Raw genomic sequence first — 15271 nt, forward strand, 5'->3', positions numbered from 1 at the left:
TGGAGCAGGCTCGCGAATGCTAAGAATACGTCCGCGGACCATCTCTAGGCAAGCGCTCCTCGGTCATCCGATCGAATGTCGGCAAGTCATTTCACCCGCTTGAACATCCATTTCACGACGTATTCGCCGCTTCGCTTCATCTTCGTTTTCGTCTTGACCTGGACCGGCCCGCCAAGAGCCGCCTCGGCTACATCAAACGCCTGCCGCGCCTCGGCCATTGCTTTGTGATAGGCGCTGTTGTCGCGCTTGGGGCTGTCGGCGACTGCCTGCACGAGGGCAGTCCAATCTCGTTCGCTGTCGCCCATGTATCGGCCCTCCCGTTAGCAGGAAACCGGTCTACGCTCGTCAGCGCGTGCTGCGCAAGCCATGATGATCGGCCGATTTCTGTAACGACCGCTGCGGGTGCTCGCAAACGAGATTGGCGCCCCAGTCAGACTCACCCATCGCGGTCGGCATAAGTGGCCAACCATCATCGGCTGCCTTTAAACGCCTCCTATCGCTCTCCCGCTTCCGGCCGCTTCGGTAACCTGCGGGCGGTGGCGCGAGAGTCTTGACCACGCGTGCTCGTCTGCGCCTTTGCGCGCCATGTCGCGGGCGGCGTGCCGAAGCCACGCGAGAAGGCTCGATTGAAGGCCGCCTCCGTCGCATATCCACGATATCGTGAAGCTCCATGCGATCGAGTTCATCTCGCGATAGCCCGACAACCCGATCCACCTGCCCCCGATCCACCTGCCCCCCGATCCACCTGCCCCCCCGATCCACCTGCCCCCCCGATCCAACTGCCATTGTCGTGCACATCAGGATGAACAACTGCCCCAGCCTCGACCAGTCTTGCTTGTTCAGGCAGGCAATGTGGTCCCGGTAGATGGCGCAAAGGTCGGCCTTCGTCATGACATTGCCTCCTCTTTCCACGGTCCCGCAGCCAGGTAGGGCAGGTCGAACCTCGCCCGACACCAGACCAAGTAAAAAAGCCGGGAAGCTTTCGCTCCCCGGCCCTCTCCTCCACAATCAACCGCCGATCACACGTAACGGTTGACGATGTTTTCGAGCAGTTCCTGCTTGCCGGACTTCGGCTGCGGGTTGACGTCCTTGCTTTCGACCCACTCGGCGATCTGCTCCAGCGAGTATTCGCCGCGCATGAGCTTCTGGCCTTCCGCCGTGCCCCAGCCGGCGTAGCGGTCTTCCAACGGCTGGGAGAGCGCCTTGTCCTCGATCATCTTGGCGGCGGCCTTCAGGCCGCGGGCGCAGCAATCCATGCCGCCGACGTGGCCGATCAGGAGATCTGCCGGGTCCAGCGACTGGCGACGCAGCTTGGCATCGAAGTTCGTACCACCGGTCTTGAAGCCGCCGCCGGCCAGAACGTGATAGTAGGCCAGTGCCATTTCCGGAACATTGTTCGGGAACTGGTCGGTATCCCAGCCGGACTGATAGTCGTTGCGGTTCATGTCGATCGAGCCGAAGATGCCGAGCGCGTTGGCAAGCGCCAGCTCGTGCTCGAAGGAATGGCCGGCGAGGATCGCGTGGCCCTGCTCGATATTGACCTTCACTTCGTTCTCGAGGCCGTTCCTCTTCAGGAAGCCGTAGACGGTCGCGACGTCGTAGTCGTACTGGTGCTTGGTCGGCTCCTGCGGCTTAGGCTCGATCAGGATCGTGCCCTTGTAGCCGATCTTGTGCTTGTATTCGACGACGAGGTTGAGGAAGCGGCCGAGTTGGTCGAGTTCGCGCTTCAGGTCGGTGTTGAGCAGCGTCTCGTAACCTTCGCGGCCGCCCCACAGCACGTAGTTTTCGCCGCCGAGCTTCTGCGTGGCGTCCATGCAGGTCTTCACCGTCGCTGCGGAGAAGGCGAAAACGTCCGGATCTGGATTGGTCGCGGCACCCGACATGAAGCGACGGTTGGAGAAGAGGTTCGCCGTGCCCCAGAGCAGCTTGGTGCCGGTCGCGGCCTGCTTCTCGGCGAAGTAGTCGACGATCTCGTTTAGGTTCTTGGTGTTCTCGGCGAAGTTCTTGCCTTCCGGACGCACGTCGGCATCGTGGAAGCAGTAGTACGGAGCGCCAAGCAGCGAGAAGAACTCAAACGCGACGTCGGCCTTCAGCTTCGCAGCCTGCATCGTGTCTTCGAACCATGGGCGCAGGAAGGTCTGGCCGCCGAAGGGGTCGCCGCCCGGCCAGGTGAAGGTGTGCCAGTAGGCAACGGCAAAGCGCAGATGGTCTTCCATGCGTTTGCCGAGGACGACTTCGTCCTTGTCGTAATGGCGGAAAGCCAGCGGATTGGTGCTGTCCGGGCCTTCATACTTGATCTTCTGGATGTCGCCGAAAAATCCGGTGCTCATCTCGTGTCTCCTCGGGTTTGAGATTGTTGTTCTGGGTTCAGCGCTGCAGCGACTTGATCGCCGGGTAGAGAGCGCGGTAACGCTTGTAGGCATCCTCGTAGGCGCCGCTGAGAGCCGCGACGGGCTCAATCGTGCCGGCCGTCTTCGGCGGTGTGCAGACGGCAACCGGATCGGCGCCGGTCGCGGCGATCAGGCCGAGACGCGCGGCGCCGAAAGCGGCGCCGAAGTCGCCGTCCGCCGGCAGGTCGACCGGCACGCCGAGCGTCGTGGCGATCGAGGCCAGCCAGTAGCGCGAGCGCGAGCCGCCGCCGATTGCGGTGACGCGGGAAATATCCGTGCCAGCCGAGCGCAGTGCTTCGAGATTGTCGCGGATGGCGAAGGATACGCCTTCCAGCACGGCTTGGGTCAGCACCACGCGGCTGCTCTCGTGCTCGAGGCCGATGAAGGCCCCGCGAATGACGGCGTCGTTGTGCGGCGTGCGCTCGCCCGAGAGATAGGGAAGGAAGGTAGCACCCGATGGCGCCTTCAGCGTTTCGCCAAGTTCGGTGGTCAGGTCCGCCGCCGACTTGCCGGTGACACCGGAATGCCAGTTCAGCGCATCCGTCGCCGACAGGATGACGCCCATCTGGTGCCAGGTATCAGGGAGCGCGTGGCAGAAGGCATGCACGGCGCTTTCCGGCTTCGGCAGATAGGCGGCATTGGCGGCAAAAAGAACGCCCGAGGTCCCGAGCGACACGAAGGCAGCGCCATCGCTGACCGTACCCATGCCGCAGGCCGAAGCTGCGTTATCACCTGCGCCGCCGGCAACGACGACGCTTTCCGACATACCCCACTTGCCGGCCAGCTCGCTGCGAAGCGTGCCACCCTGCTCCGTGCCTTCGATCAGATGAGGCATCTGCTTTTCATCGAGGCCGGTGACTGCAAGAAGCTCCGATGACCATTTGCGCTTGCCGGTATCGAGCCAGGCGGTGCCTGCCGAATCCGACATTTCGGAGATGTGCTCGCCGGTCAGCCAGAGACGCAGGTAGTCCTTCGGCAGCAGGACCTTGCCGACCTTGGCGAAGATTTCGGGCTCATGCTTGGCGACCCAGGCAAGCTTCGGCGCGGTAAAGCCGGGGAAAACGATGTTGCCGGTCAGCTTGCGGAACCGCGGATCGGAATCGAGCGCGGCGGCTTCGACGTAGGAGCGGGTATCGTTCCAGAGAATGCAGGGGCGCAGCACCTTGTCGTTTGCATCGAGCAGCGTCGCGCCGTGCATCTGGCCGGAGAGGCCGATGCCCTTCACGGCGGCGAGTTCCTTCGGATGCTTTGCCTTCAGGCCGGCAACGGCCTCTTCGGTGGCACGGATCCAGTGCGACGGCTCCTGCTCCGACCAGCCGGAACGCGGACGCGAGACATCGAGCGCGCCGTTGGCCGAACCGATGATCTTCTGATCGCCGTCGATCAGCATGGCTTTGACGCCGGAGGTTCCGAGATCGAGACCCAGATACATGTGTTTCTCCCCTTGCCGTTACGGCAGATTGTCTTTCAGGAATATGTCGAGGCGGATGCGCTCCTGCGCGTCGATCACGGAAAGTCCGTCCGCCTTCGCCTTGAGGACGCGGATGGCGCTGCGAACCTCATGACCCGCATCCTGGTTCAGAATTGCGTCAATCGTTCCGTCAAGGAGCGCGGCGCGCGTGTGCGCCGTCAGCTCGTGGGCGATGACTGTCAGCGACCGATCGACCGCCTTTTCCTTCAGCGCCTTGATCAGGCCGCGATTGCCGGCACCGAGGCTGTAGATGCCGATGATGCCGCTGTTCTTCGACAGCGCATCTGCCACCAGCATATGGGCCATCTCCGGATCGTCGCGGCCCTCGATGACAGGCAGGATCGAGAGCGACGGAAACTCCGCCGCGATAACGGCGGCGAAACCCTCGAGGCGTTCGCGATGGTCACGCACCAACATCGAGCCGGCGAGCACCGCGATCTCGCCCCTGGCGCCGCCGAGGAAACGCCCAAGCAGCCGCGCGGCCGTGCGACCGGCGGCAATATTGTCGACACCGGCGTAATGATGGCGCTGCGAGCCGGTGAGATCCGAAACCAGCGTCACGACGGGAATGCCGTCCTTCACCAGCCGGTCGACGGCATCGCGCACTTCAGGCGCATCGGTGGCTACAAGCGCGATTCCCGAAGGCCGCTCCTGGCTAAGCTCATCCAGAACCTTAACGAGCGCGCCCGGATCGAAGGCTGGCACCTCGAGGGTGCGAATATTCGTTCGCTCCACGGACGAACGCGCGGCGGCCGCACGGACCTCGGCGTTCAGCCCGTGCATGAAGGAATTGTCGCTGGCCGGCAGGATGAAGACGAGCGGATAAGTGCGGCCCTTGGCGAGGTTGGCAGCAGCGACATCCCTGATGTAACCGATCTCGCGAATGGCATTCTCGACCCTCTCGCGCGTCACGTGGCGCACGCCCGGTCGCTGGTTCAAAACCCGGTCGACGGTTGCCAGACTGACGCCTGCCGCAGCAGCGATATCGTGAACTGTAGGTCTCATCTCTCCTCCTGACGAGACCTTTAACTCCAAATTTGATGTACGTAAATCAAAATCTGTAAACACATCTTTCTATCGAAGATCGGCCGGTAATTTTTCACGGCTTGAAGCGTGATGGGCGATGGCGTGGAAGGAAAAATGCAACAACGCCGGCTTGGTTTCCAGGCCGGCGTCACAATGCATTCATCGGAGAAATCAGTGGCCGCCGCCACCGCCGCCGCCCTGCGGAGCGGGTTTGTCGATCAGCACAATACCGACGATCATGGCGAGGAACAGCACGGTCAGCAACATAAAGATATCGGCGAAGGACATCACCATCGCCTGCTTCGTTACCAGACCGACCATCTGCTTGATCGCGACCACCGCCCCATCCATGCCATAGGCATCGTAGTTCGACGTCATGTTCTTGATCTGATCGAGCGCCATCGGATTGCCCCAGTCGAGACCCTCGCGGATCCGCTGATAGTGCACGTCCTGCCGGTTCGTCAGCACGGTGTTGATCACGGCAAGACCCACGGCGCCGCCGAGGTTGCGCGTCAGGTTGAAGAGACCGGATGCGCCGCGCATACGCGCCGGCGGCATCGTGCCGAGAGCGATATTGTTGATCGGCACCATGCACATCATCAGCCCGAAACCGCGCAGGATTTGCGGAATGAACAGCTCGTAGAAATCCCAGTCCGTGGTCATGCCCGTCATGATGTAGGTGCCGGCAGCAAAGCTTATGAAGCCCAGCACCATCATCAGCCTTAGGTCCATCTTGGTCGACAGCTTGCCGGCGATCGGCGCGGTGAAAAACATCGCGAGACCCGACACGAACATCGTCTCGCCGATCATCAGCGAATCGTAGCCTCGGATGCGCCCGAGATAGAGCGGATAGATATAGGTCAGTCCGTAGAGGCCTATACCCATGACGAAGGAGAACAGCGAGCCGACGGCAAAGTTTCGGTTGCTGAAGGCCCTGAGATCGACGACCGGGAAGTCCACTTTGAACGCCCGGTAGAAGAACACGACGCAACCGATCGCCGAGGCGACGGCACCCATGGTGATGTGGCTGTCGTTGAACCAGTCGTTCGAATTGCCTTCTTCCAGTACATATTCCAGCGCGCCGAGGAACATGCCCATGGAGAGCAATCCCCACCAATCGAACTTCTTGATCAGCGAGAATTCCGGCTTGTCGAAATCGATGAAGTTCCAGGTGACGATCGTCACGATGATACCGGGCACGATATTGACCAAAAACAGCCAGTGCCAGGAGAAGGCATGGCTGAGATAGCCGCCGACGGTCGGGCCGATCGTCGGTGCAAGCGTGGCGATCAGGCCTATGATCGGCGACACGATGCTACGCTTGGAGGGCGGGAAGATCGTGAATGCGGCCGCAAAAACCGACGGGATCATGCCGCCGCCGATGAAGCCCTGAATGGCGCGGTAGACGATCATCTGGTCGATGTTGGTCGCCGTCGCACAAAGCGCACTCGCCATGGTGAACCCCGCAGCCGAGGCCGCAAACAGATATCGCGTCGAGACGATGCGTGCGAGCGTGCCCGACAGCGGAATCATGATGACTTCAGCGATCAGGTAAGATGTCTGCACCCAGCCGATCTCGTCCGAACCGGCGCTGAGGCCCGCCTGGATTTCGGCAAGCGACGCCGACACGATCTGAATGTCGAGGATCGACATGAACATGCCGAGCACCATCGCGAAGAACGCGATGAGCTTGCGGGGATCCATATGATCCGTGGCAGCCGGAGTGGCCGGAACGGTTCCAATTGTTGCGCTCACGGCCATGGGGCTACCTCGTCAGACGATATTACTTGGCGGCGTCCGGCGCTGTGCGCGTGTCGACATCAACGACAACGCTGAGGCCAGCACGCAGGCGGCCGCTATCGAGGGCGTCCTGTGGCAGCGAGATGCGAACCGGCACGCGCTGGATAATCTTCGTGAAGTTGCCCGTCGCATTTTCCGGGGGCAGCAGCGAGAAGACGGAGCCGGATGCCGGCGAGATCGATTCGACCGTCCCGACGATCGGGCGATCGTCATAGGCATCCACGTGGACGTTAACCTTCGAGCCCGGAACCAAATGCTGGATCTGCGTTTCCTTGAAATTCGCATCGATGAAGAGCTGGCGGACCGGGACGAGCGCCATCAGACGCTGGCCGGGCGACACAAGATCGCCTTCCTGGACGAAACGGTTGCCGACAACGCCGTCATAAGGCGCCTTCAAAACCGTGAAGGAGAGGTCACGGGCAGCCTTGTCGCGCGAAAGCTCGAGCTGGCGGATCGTGCCCTCAGCTTCGCGGCGCTGCGCCTGCAGGAGCGTGATGTTTGCCTCCGCGGACGCGATCGCGGCATCGCCACCGATGAGGTTCGCCTTTGCCTGATCGAGCGCGATGTTCGCAGCGTCGAGGTTGGCGGTGGTGCCGACAGACTTGGATTGCAGTTCTGCGGCACGGGTCTGCGTGATCTGTGCACCGCGAACAGTGGCTTCCAAGGCAGTCTTCTGGGCTTTGGCCTGATCAAGGCTTGCCTGTCCACCGGCGATCTGCGCGTCGATGCGCTGCAGCGAGAGCTTTTCGGTATCAAGGGAAGCCATCGCCTGATCGAGGGCGAGCTTGTAGTCGCCGTCGTCGAGCGATGCCAAGAGGTCACCTGCCTTGATTTTCTGGTTGGCAACGACATTCACCTTGGCGACGTAGCCTGTGACCTTCGGCGAGATCGTCGCGATGTCGCCTCCGATATAGGCGTCATCGGTCGAGACCAGGAAACGGCCCGTCGTCCACCAATCGTAGCCGTACCAGCCAGCGCCTGCGAGCAGCGCAAGGCCAATGATCGGCAGAGCGAGACTGCGCTTTTTCTTCTTCTCCGCGGGAGCGGCCTGCGTCTCAGCAGGAGCTTGCGGCGCGCGCGGTGCTTCCGCGGTGGGGACTGCTGCTTCCTGAGCCTTGCCCTCGGTATCAGCAGGCTCGCTGACGATGCGGGCAACATTGGCTTTTGGATTGGACGACATGGGCGGCTACCGGTAAATCGAGTGAATTTAATCGAACTGAACGGTTCGGTTCGGTTCGGTTCGGTTCGGTTGACATAGAACCTTTTTCCATTCATATCAAGATATATCGAACCGGTTGGTTCGGTTTTATTAACGAAAAATTCGCTGATGCGGATATGGTTAAGGAGCGATGACAGAGCTTTCCGATACGCGCGTGGACGACTCTCCGGCGACTGGCGGCCGATGGGCCGCAGGCGAGGACCCTGCCAAGCGCAAACAAATTCTCGACGGCGCCCGACGCGTTTTCATGAAGCTTGGCTTCGATGCCGCGAGCATGAACGATGTAACGCGCGAGGCCGGAGTTTCAAAGGGAACGCTCTACGTCTACTTCGCCAACAAGGAAGAGCTCTTCACCGCGATGATGGAGAGCGAGCGAGCGGCTTTTGTCGCCAGCGTGCGCAATACTCTCAAGGAATCCAATGATCCCGACGTCGCGTTGCACGACTTCGGCATGACCTTTGTCAGCCACCTGACCGAGGATAAGGTCATCAATGCAATGCGCACGGTCATCGGTGTACGCGACCGCATGCCGCACCTCTGTCAGCGCTTTTTCACCGGCCCGGAGAACATCCGGACGGTGTTGAAGGATTTCCTGACGAGCCAGGTCGAGGCGGGCCGTTTCGAGATCGACGACATCGAGCTTGCCGCCCGGCAGTTCCTGGAACTCTGCGGTGGAAGTTTCTTCAAGCTGCGCCTGTTCGGCGACATGGACGCCCCTCCTCCGCGCGAGGAGATGGATCGCGTGGTCAATGGCGCCATCCGCGTCTTCACGGCAGCCTACGGCGCCAAGAAGCAGTCCTGAACCCGCCCTTTGATTTCTTCCTCCGTCCGCGCCAGAATTCCGCAACCGGGATCAAACGCGACCTGCTGCCCTTCGCTATGAAAGGCGTGCAGCCAAGGGAGAAGGAATGAGCGCCATCGGACGAGCGATCTGGTTTATCGAAAGTCATTTCGGCAACGACATCACTCTGCAAGAGATTTCGGACGTTGCCGGGCTTTCGCGCTACCACCTTTCGCGCGTCTTCGGGCTCGTCACCGGGCATTCGATCAGCAGCTATATTCGCGCCCGCCGCCTGAGCGGTGCGGCACGGACGCTGCTCGATCAACCGGCCAACATTCTCGAGGTTGCTCTCGACGCGGGTTACGGCTCGCACGAGGCATTCACCCGTGCCTTTCGCGATCAGTTCGGTTTAACCCCTGAGGCCGTCCGCAAGCAGGGGCACACGCGCAACCTCGCACTTCTGGAGCCGATCCGCATGGACCCCGCCCGCCTTCCCGAACTCGAACCGCCGCGCTTCGAAACCCTGCCGCCGATGCTCTTCGCCGGTTTGCAGGAGACATATCCCTACGGTGGCAACGCCGCGATCCCCTCACTATGGCAAAAATTCAATGTTCATTTCGGCAACATTCCCGGCCAGATCGGCAATGTCGCCTATGGCGTCTGCACGCATATCGAGGGCGAGGCAGAGACGTTCCGCTACATGGCGGCAGTGGCAATCGGTGACAGCAGCGACCTGCCGGACGGCTTTACCACGCTAAAGATACCCGGCCAGCGCTACGCGGTCTTTGCTCATCGCGGCCATGTCTCTGGCATTCCCGCAACGATGCATCAGATTTTCGGGAACTGGATGCCGAACTCCGGCATTCAATTCGGCAACATGCCCGACATGTTCGAGCGCTATGACGAGCGCTTCGACCCCTATACCGGCATGGGCCTGACGGAAATCTGGATTCCCATCAAGGAATAAAAGTCGTCTGGCTTTCGTATATCCCTTGCGCGCTTGCCAAGGCAGGCTGCGTCCGTACATTGCGAGCGTCAAACTATGTGGCGCAAGGGGATATCCGCCAATGCAAGACATCATGATGCTCGTTCAGGACCCGGCCGCCTGGGTGGCCCTCGTCACCCTCGTGGTGATGGAAGTGGTCCTCGGGATCGACAACCTCATCTTCATTTCTATTCTCACCAACAAGCTGCCGCCCGAGCATCGCGAGAAAGCACGCAAGGTGGGCATTGGCCTCGCCCTCGTGATGCGACTTGCCCTCCTTGGCACCATTGCCTGGATCGTGAAGCTGACGACACCGATCTTCGAACTGTTCGGCCACGGCTTCTCCTGGAAGGACATCATCCTCATCGCCGGCGGTCTCTTCCTGCTGTGGAAGGCGACGAAGGAAATTCACCACAACGTCGATCCGATCGATCACAACGAGGATTTCATTGGCACGGCGGCGACGGCCGGCTTTGCTGCCGCCATTGGTCAGATCCTGCTGCTGGACCTCGTCTTCTCGGTCGACAGCATCATCACCGCCGTCGGCATGACACCGCATTTGCCGATCATGGTCGTCGCCGTGATTGCGGCAGTGACCGTGATGCTGGTCGCCGCCACGCCGCTTGCGAATTTCATCGAGAAGAACCCAACCATCGTCATGCTGGCCCTTGCGTTCCTGATGATGATCGGCACGACGCTGATCGCCGAGGGCATGGGCTTCCACGTGCCGAAGGGCTACGTCTACGCCGCGATGGCCTTCTCGGCGTTGGTGGAGGTGCTCAACATGGTCGCCCGCAATGCTCGCCAGCGGAAAAAGCAAGGCGCCCACTGAACCACCAAAAGGCGCGGCTCCGGGCCGCGCCCTAAAGCATGTCCCCCAGGCTCCAATGATTGCCCCACCGCGCGTCGATCTCGTCATCGACGTTCTGATAGCGGATGTCCGTCGATAGCCTGATCCGGTTCGAGGCGCTTTGGTTCGTGGTCGAGGCGTGGATCATATAAGGACTGTGCAACACGACGTCGCCGGCCTCGTAGTCGGCGACCAGCCAGCGCGTATTGAAGCGCTCCGCCATCTCGGGGAGGTCCTTCGAAACCCAGCCGCCCTCGGTCATGTTGCGGTTGAATGCACTGATCCTTTCCTCTGCAGACAGGTCGAGGCTCTTCCTGTAAAGCTCCTCTTCCATACGCATGCCGAGGGCATGCGATCCCTCAAGATAGACGAGCCCGCCCATGTCGACCGGTGTATCGCCGATTGGAATCCAGGCGGTCACCAGCCGGTTGGTGCCGCCCCGCAGATAGACGAGATCGTAATGCGCGGGGGTTGCCGTCGCCGTGCCGGGCTGGGTGAAACGCATGATCTTGCGCTTGTGCAGGTAGGAGATCCCGGAAAGGAACTCGTCCATGAACCCCGCAAGCCGCGCCTGCGCGCAAAAACCCTCAAAGGCGACCGAGCGGACAAGCGACATCAGAATGCGATCGACCTGGCCTTTGTCTATGCCCGTGCCGGCGGATAGCCCGAGCATCGGATCGGAGCCGGGTGCGACGAGCCCGCCGCGTGCCAGATGCGAGAAAACCCAGCCGCGAAACGCATTGACCGCATCGGGATCGAGAAAGCGCTTCAACCAGACATAGCCGTTCTCGTGATAGAGCCTGCGGATCGCCTCCACGCCGATCGATGGATCCGTCGGCACGACCCCACCCAACCGGTTCGCCGCAGTCGAAAGGACCTTCCCGTTGGCGTCCAGGTCGGTCGCCGGCTGACCGGGCTTGCGATCCAGAGCAAGACTTGACATTTCGATCACTCCCAAAGCGAAATAGATGCTGGAAAACCTGGAGGTAAGAAAGCAGACTTGCCATGGATGGAAAGAATGACTGGATTTTTCGCTCATGATGAAACACCGATCGCCCTCTATCGCTCACCCTCTGCCGGCGGCACGGCGCTCGCCGTCACGGGGTTCGGCCGGCAACGCATTGGAACACGCATCGCCAACCGCCGCCTGCCGATGCACGCCGTCGTCCTCGTCGAAGCCGGGCATGGCACGTTGCAGACGGTGAAGGCGGGTGTTCAGGAGATCCGCGGGCCATCGCTCTTCTGGCTGCCCGCCGGCACATTGCATTCCTATGGCCCGACGAACGGAGAGAGTTGGGAGGAACGATGGGCTCTCTTCGAGGGAACGCTGACGGCAGACCTGATCCGTCAGCGCCTGATATCCGCGGCAGCTCCGCTGGTGCGGCTGCACAATCTTCGCGAGATCCAGCATCTCTTCAGCGCGCTTCATTCGGACTTTGCAGCAGGCGATCCGCTCAGCCTTGCATCGGCAGCAGCGACGCTTCACCGCATCGCCGTCCAATGCGCCCGCCAGGCAACCACGCGCAGAAACGATGCTGGCGACGTAAAGGTCGAGTTGGTGATCGAGACCCTGCAGCGTCGCGCATTCGAGCCAACGGACATGCAGTCCCTCGCGCAGGAATTCGCCATGTCCCCGGCAACGTTGCGGCGGCGTTTCCAGGCAGCCATCGGCCTGTCACCGAAGGCCTTCCAGCAGCGCCTTCGCATCGATCGGGCCAAGCAGTTGCTGGCGACATCCGATCTCTCGATCGAGGCGATTTCGAATGCCGTCGGCATCGAGGACGCATTCTACTTTTCCCGAATGTTTCACGATCGCGAACACTGTTCGCCAAGCGAGTTTCGCCGCCAGCACTGCAGATTGTGAGCGCAGCCGGATCAACCGCTCTTCGCAATTTGACGAATGGCGGGCTCAGTGCGCACCACCACCACCACCTGCCTGCGACTTCCGGGTGAGCAACAGAGCGAACGCGGCGATGGCAAGCACCACCCCGATGACGGCGAAAGTGTCGCTGAAGCCAAGAATGAGCGCTTGGCGCTTGACGATTTGGCCCAGGACGACGATGGCTTTCTTGCTGGCGACCGCCGGGTCTGAGACCCCGTGCGCCAGGAAATAATTCGTCGTTTGGCTGAGGCGGTCGCGAACCTCGTCGCGGGCAAGCGTCACAGACTGACCGATGATATTCGAATGGAACTGCTCGCGCTTCGTCAGGATCGTACCAAGCGATGCCGTGCCAACGGCGCCGCCGAGGTTGCGCAGCATGTTCGTCAAGCCCGAGGCAGCCGCAGCATCCGACGCAGCGATGCCGGCAGTCGTGATGGCGGTGATCGGGGTCAGGACAAGGGCCTGGCCTATGGCGCGCACGATATTCGGAATCCAGAACTGATCACCGGCGTTGTCTGCCGACAGCGTGATGTTCATGAAACAGCTGATCGCGAAGATCGAAATGCCGAGGAAGCCGATATAGCGGGCGTCGAAGCGCTTCATCAGCAGTGGGACCAGCGGGATGAGGAGCAGTTGCGGCAATCCGGTCCAGGCCAGCACATTGCCGATCTGCTCGGCGTTGTACCTCTGCACCTGACCCAGATACTGCGGGAGGATGTAGACGGTGCCGAACAGGGCGACGCCGACGAGCACATTGACAGCAACGCCGATACCGAAATTGCGCTGTTTCAAAAGACGCAGCTTCACCAGGGGTTTTTCAACCGTCAGTTCGATCCAGATGAAAGTGACGAGGAAGACAACGGCCACGATGCTGAGCTTGACGATGAAAGGCGAGGAGAACCAATCCTCCTTGTTGCCCTCCTCAAGCACGGTTTGCAGGGCAGAAAGGCCGATCGCCATGGTAAAAATGCCAGCCCAGTCGCCCTCCTTCAGCAGGTGGAGCTGCATCGGCTGCTTCTCGAGCGTCAGGGCAAGCGCGATCGCCATGACGGCGCTCGGAACAGCGTTGATGAAGAAGATGGTCTGCCAGCCGTAATTTTCGGTGAGAAAGCCGCCGATCGTGGGGCCGATGGCCGGAGCGAAGGTAACGGACAGGGCAAAGAGCGCCAGGCCGCGCGGTTGCTGTACCTTCGGCAGCTTGGTCAAGACCATGGTGAAAGCCATCGGGATCAGCACACCGCCGGCAAATCCCTGCAGCCCGCGCAACAGGATCATCGTCCCGAGATCATGGGCGAACGCACAGGCAATCGAGAAGATCGGGAAGAGAACCGAATTGACGAGAATGTAGCGGCGGAAGGAAAAGACGCTGCTGAAATACGCCGTCAGCGGAATGACGACGATCTCGCCGATCAGATACGAGGTGGAAATCCAGGCACCATTGTCGACGCCTGTGCCGATGCCGCCCTCGATCTCGAGGAGGGAAGCATTGGTGATCTGGATGTTGAGGATTGCCATGAATGCGCCGATCATGCCGGCAAGTACGGCAATCCAATCCTTCATGCTGGCACGCGGCTGGGAGACAGCAATTGTGGTAGACATGACAAGATCCTCATCTTCTGCCCATCAGGCCCCATGAGTCGCGTTGGCGGCCTTGGTGTTGATGCTCGGTTGCACCGACATGCCAGGACGAAGGTCGCCGCTGGCGACGCCATTGCCATCGAGCACGATCTTGACCGGGATACGCTGCACGACCTTGGTGAAATTGCCGGTCGCGTTATCAGGTGGCAGTAGCGCAAACTCCTGGCCGCTGGCCGGCGCTATGCTGTCGACATGACCGTGATATGTGCGGCCGGGGAACGTATCGACTTCGATGTCAACCGGCTGGCCGGCATGCACGTGGGTCAGCTGCGTTTCCTTATAGTTCGCAATCACATAGGCCGCATTCGTCGGGACGACTGACATCAACTGCGTACCCGCTTGGACGTACTGACCCACGCGCAGCGTGCGGTTGCCGACGGTGCCGTCAACCGGTGCCACGATCGTGGCGTAGGAGAGATTGAGCTCGGCCTGACGCTCGAGGGCCCGGCTGCGGGCCAGAGCAGCTTGTGCCTGAGCAAGCTCAGCGTTCAGAAGATCGACCTGTTTTACGGCCGCATCGAGGGCTGCGCTGTCGCGCACGATCGTTGCCTGCGCCGCGGCGATCTGCGAGGCCGCCTGTTGGGCGCTCTGGACCGGGGCGTAGCCGTTGGTGGCAAGGCTCGAATAGCGTTTGTTGTTCTGCTCGGCGAACGTCTCGTTGGCCTCGTCAACCGCGACGGTGGCGCGGGCGGCAGCGATCGTCGATTGCTGGATAGCGAGGGCCGCCTGCTTGGCATTCAGCGTGGCCGCAGCGGCGGAAACGTCGGCTTTTGCCTGGTCGAGCGCGGTCTGGAAATCGCGATCATCGATGCGCGCAAGCGGCTGGCCCGCCTTCACCGGCTGGTTGTCATTGACAAGCACCTCGGCCAGATAGCCCGAGACCTTGGGGGCGATCGTGCCGTTATCCGCCTTTACATAGGCGTCATCGGTCGACACGTGGAAGCGACCGACCGTCCAGTAATCGTGCCCGTAATAGGCGCCCGCGGCCACGATCGCGAGGGCCGCCGCGCCAAGCAGCAGCGACCGGCCCGGTCGCCTGCGGGATTGCGGCGCCTTGGCGGCAGCGCGTGGCGCCTCCGCTTGCAGCGGCCTGCCGGCCTCAAGCGTTTCCTCGGCCGCCTCTACCACCTGTTCAGTGGTCGGGGCGCTGTTGTTGTTCAGAGCATGCAGCTTCTGGGCGGTCATGGTTTTCTCCGGATCATGGCCGCCGTCGGGAGGGCTGCGGCTCC

General features: G+C 61.3%; 13 protein-coding genes. 4 read left to right on the forward strand and 9 right to left on the reverse strand.

Going from position 1 to position 15271, the window contains the following annotated elements; translation table 11 throughout:
* Positions 1-86: 86 nt before the first annotated feature.
* From LPU83_RS56485 to LPU83_RS56510, 6 genes are all read right to left on the reverse strand, one after another.
* The gene (locus LPU83_RS56485; RefSeq protein WP_024314896.1) at positions 87-305 is read right to left on the reverse strand and encodes a hypothetical protein; all 219 of its coding nucleotides are present in this window, start codon (positions 303-305) and stop codon (positions 87-89) included.
* 714 nt (positions 306-1019) lie between these two features.
* Positions 1020-2330: a xylose isomerase gene (xylA, locus tag LPU83_RS56490; RefSeq protein WP_024314898.1), complete on the reverse strand. Its 1311-nt coding sequence runs from the start codon at positions 2328-2330 to the stop codon at positions 1020-1022.
* 37 nt (positions 2331-2367) lie between these two features.
* Positions 2368-3822, reverse strand: a complete 1455-nt coding sequence (gene xylB / locus LPU83_RS56495; RefSeq protein ID WP_024314899.1) for a xylulokinase — start codon at positions 3820-3822, stop codon at positions 2368-2370.
* Positions 3823-3840: 18 nt separating this feature from the next.
* Positions 3841-4866, reverse strand: a complete 1026-nt coding sequence (locus LPU83_RS56500; protein ID WP_024314900.1) for a LacI family DNA-binding transcriptional regulator — start codon at positions 4864-4866, stop codon at positions 3841-3843.
* A 192-nt stretch (positions 4867-5058) separates the two neighbouring features.
* Entirely contained in the window at positions 5059-6648 is a 1590-nt protein-coding gene (locus LPU83_RS56505; protein ID WP_024314901.1) for a DHA2 family efflux MFS transporter permease subunit, read from the reverse strand.
* A 22-nt stretch (positions 6649-6670) separates the two neighbouring features.
* Positions 6671-7867, reverse strand: coding sequence for an HlyD family secretion protein (locus tag LPU83_RS56510; RefSeq protein ID WP_037070070.1), 1197 nt, complete (start codon positions 7865-7867; stop codon positions 6671-6673).
* Positions 7868-8036: 169 nt separating this feature from the next.
* Here LPU83_RS56510 and LPU83_RS56515 point away from each other — a divergent pair, with 169 nt between their 5' ends.
* The 3 genes from LPU83_RS56515 (at position 8037) to LPU83_RS56525 (ending at position 10504) form a co-directional block, all read left to right on the forward strand.
* Complete coding sequence (locus tag LPU83_RS56515; RefSeq protein WP_024314903.1) at positions 8037-8708, forward strand: TetR/AcrR family transcriptional regulator; 672 nt, start codon at positions 8037-8039, stop codon at positions 8706-8708.
* A 106-nt stretch (positions 8709-8814) separates the two neighbouring features.
* Positions 8815-9654, forward strand: a complete 840-nt coding sequence (locus LPU83_RS56520) for a GyrI-like domain-containing protein (RefSeq protein ID WP_024314904.1) — start codon at positions 8815-8817, stop codon at positions 9652-9654.
* Positions 9655-9754: 100 nt separating this feature from the next.
* Complete coding sequence (locus LPU83_RS56525) at positions 9755-10504, forward strand: TerC family protein (protein WP_024314905.1); 750 nt, start codon at positions 9755-9757, stop codon at positions 10502-10504.
* 31 nt (positions 10505-10535) lie between these two features.
* Here LPU83_RS56525 and LPU83_RS56530 read toward each other — a convergent pair whose 3' ends face one another.
* Positions 10536-11465: a phytanoyl-CoA dioxygenase family protein gene (locus tag LPU83_RS56530; RefSeq protein WP_024314906.1), complete on the reverse strand. Its 930-nt coding sequence runs from the start codon at positions 11463-11465 to the stop codon at positions 10536-10538.
* Between the two features lie 75 nt (positions 11466-11540).
* Here LPU83_RS56530 and LPU83_RS56535 point away from each other — a divergent pair, with 75 nt between their 5' ends.
* Positions 11541-12386 (forward strand): helix-turn-helix domain-containing protein, encoded by an 846-nt coding sequence (locus LPU83_RS56535; protein WP_024314907.1) that lies wholly within the window; start codon positions 11541-11543, stop codon positions 12384-12386.
* Positions 12387-12431: 45 nt separating this feature from the next.
* Here the strand turns inward: LPU83_RS56535 and LPU83_RS56540 are convergent, their stop codons facing one another.
* Both LPU83_RS56540 and LPU83_RS56545 read right to left on the reverse strand, forming a co-directional pair.
* Complete coding sequence (locus tag LPU83_RS56540; RefSeq protein WP_024314908.1) at positions 12432-14003, reverse strand: DHA2 family efflux MFS transporter permease subunit; 1572 nt, start codon at positions 14001-14003, stop codon at positions 12432-12434.
* A 24-nt stretch (positions 14004-14027) separates the two neighbouring features.
* Entirely contained in the window at positions 14028-15227 is a 1200-nt protein-coding gene (locus tag LPU83_RS56545) for an HlyD family secretion protein (RefSeq protein ID WP_024314909.1), read from the reverse strand.
* Positions 15228-15271 lie beyond the last annotated feature (44 nt).

It is taken from the genome of Rhizobium favelukesii (assembly GCF_000577275.2).
Taxonomy (GTDB): Bacteria; Pseudomonadota; Alphaproteobacteria; order Rhizobiales; family Rhizobiaceae; genus Rhizobium; species Rhizobium favelukesii.

Coding starts and splice junctions, on each gene's coding strand:
- xylB (WP_024314899.1), bottom strand. CDS start 3,822: ATGTATCTGGGTCTCGATCTCGGAACCTCCGGCGTCAAAGCCATGCTG.
- LPU83_RS56485 (WP_024314896.1), bottom strand. CDS start 305: ATGGGCGACAGCGAACGAGATTGGACTGCCCTCGTGCAGGCAGTCGCC.
- LPU83_RS56540 (WP_024314908.1), bottom strand. CDS start 14,003: ATGTCTACCACAATTGCTGTCTCCCAGCCGCGTGCCAGCATGAAGGAT.
- LPU83_RS56530 (WP_024314906.1), bottom strand. CDS start 11,465: ATGTCAAGTCTTGCTCTGGATCGCAAGCCCGGTCAGCCGGCGACCGAC.
- xylA (WP_024314898.1), bottom strand. CDS start 2,330: ATGAGCACCGGATTTTTCGGCGACATCCAGAAGATCAAGTATGAAGGC.
- LPU83_RS56505 (WP_024314901.1), bottom strand. CDS start 6,648: ATGGCCGTGAGCGCAACAATTGGAACCGTTCCGGCCACTCCGGCTGCC.
- LPU83_RS56520 (WP_024314904.1), top strand. CDS start 8,815: ATGAGCGCCATCGGACGAGCGATCTGGTTTATCGAAAGTCATTTCGGC.
- LPU83_RS56535 (WP_024314907.1), top strand. CDS start 11,541: ATGACTGGATTTTTCGCTCATGATGAAACACCGATCGCCCTCTATCGC.
- LPU83_RS56525 (WP_024314905.1), top strand. CDS start 9,755: ATGCAAGACATCATGATGCTCGTTCAGGACCCGGCCGCCTGGGTGGCC.
- LPU83_RS56545 (WP_024314909.1), bottom strand. CDS start 15,227: ATGACCGCCCAGAAGCTGCATGCTCTGAACAACAACAGCGCCCCGACC.
- LPU83_RS56510 (WP_037070070.1), bottom strand. CDS start 7,867: ATGTCGTCCAATCCAAAAGCCAATGTTGCCCGCATCGTCAGCGAGCCT.
- LPU83_RS56500 (WP_024314900.1), bottom strand. CDS start 4,866: ATGAGACCTACAGTTCACGATATCGCTGCTGCGGCAGGCGTCAGTCTG.
- LPU83_RS56515 (WP_024314903.1), top strand. CDS start 8,037: ATGACAGAGCTTTCCGATACGCGCGTGGACGACTCTCCGGCGACTGGC.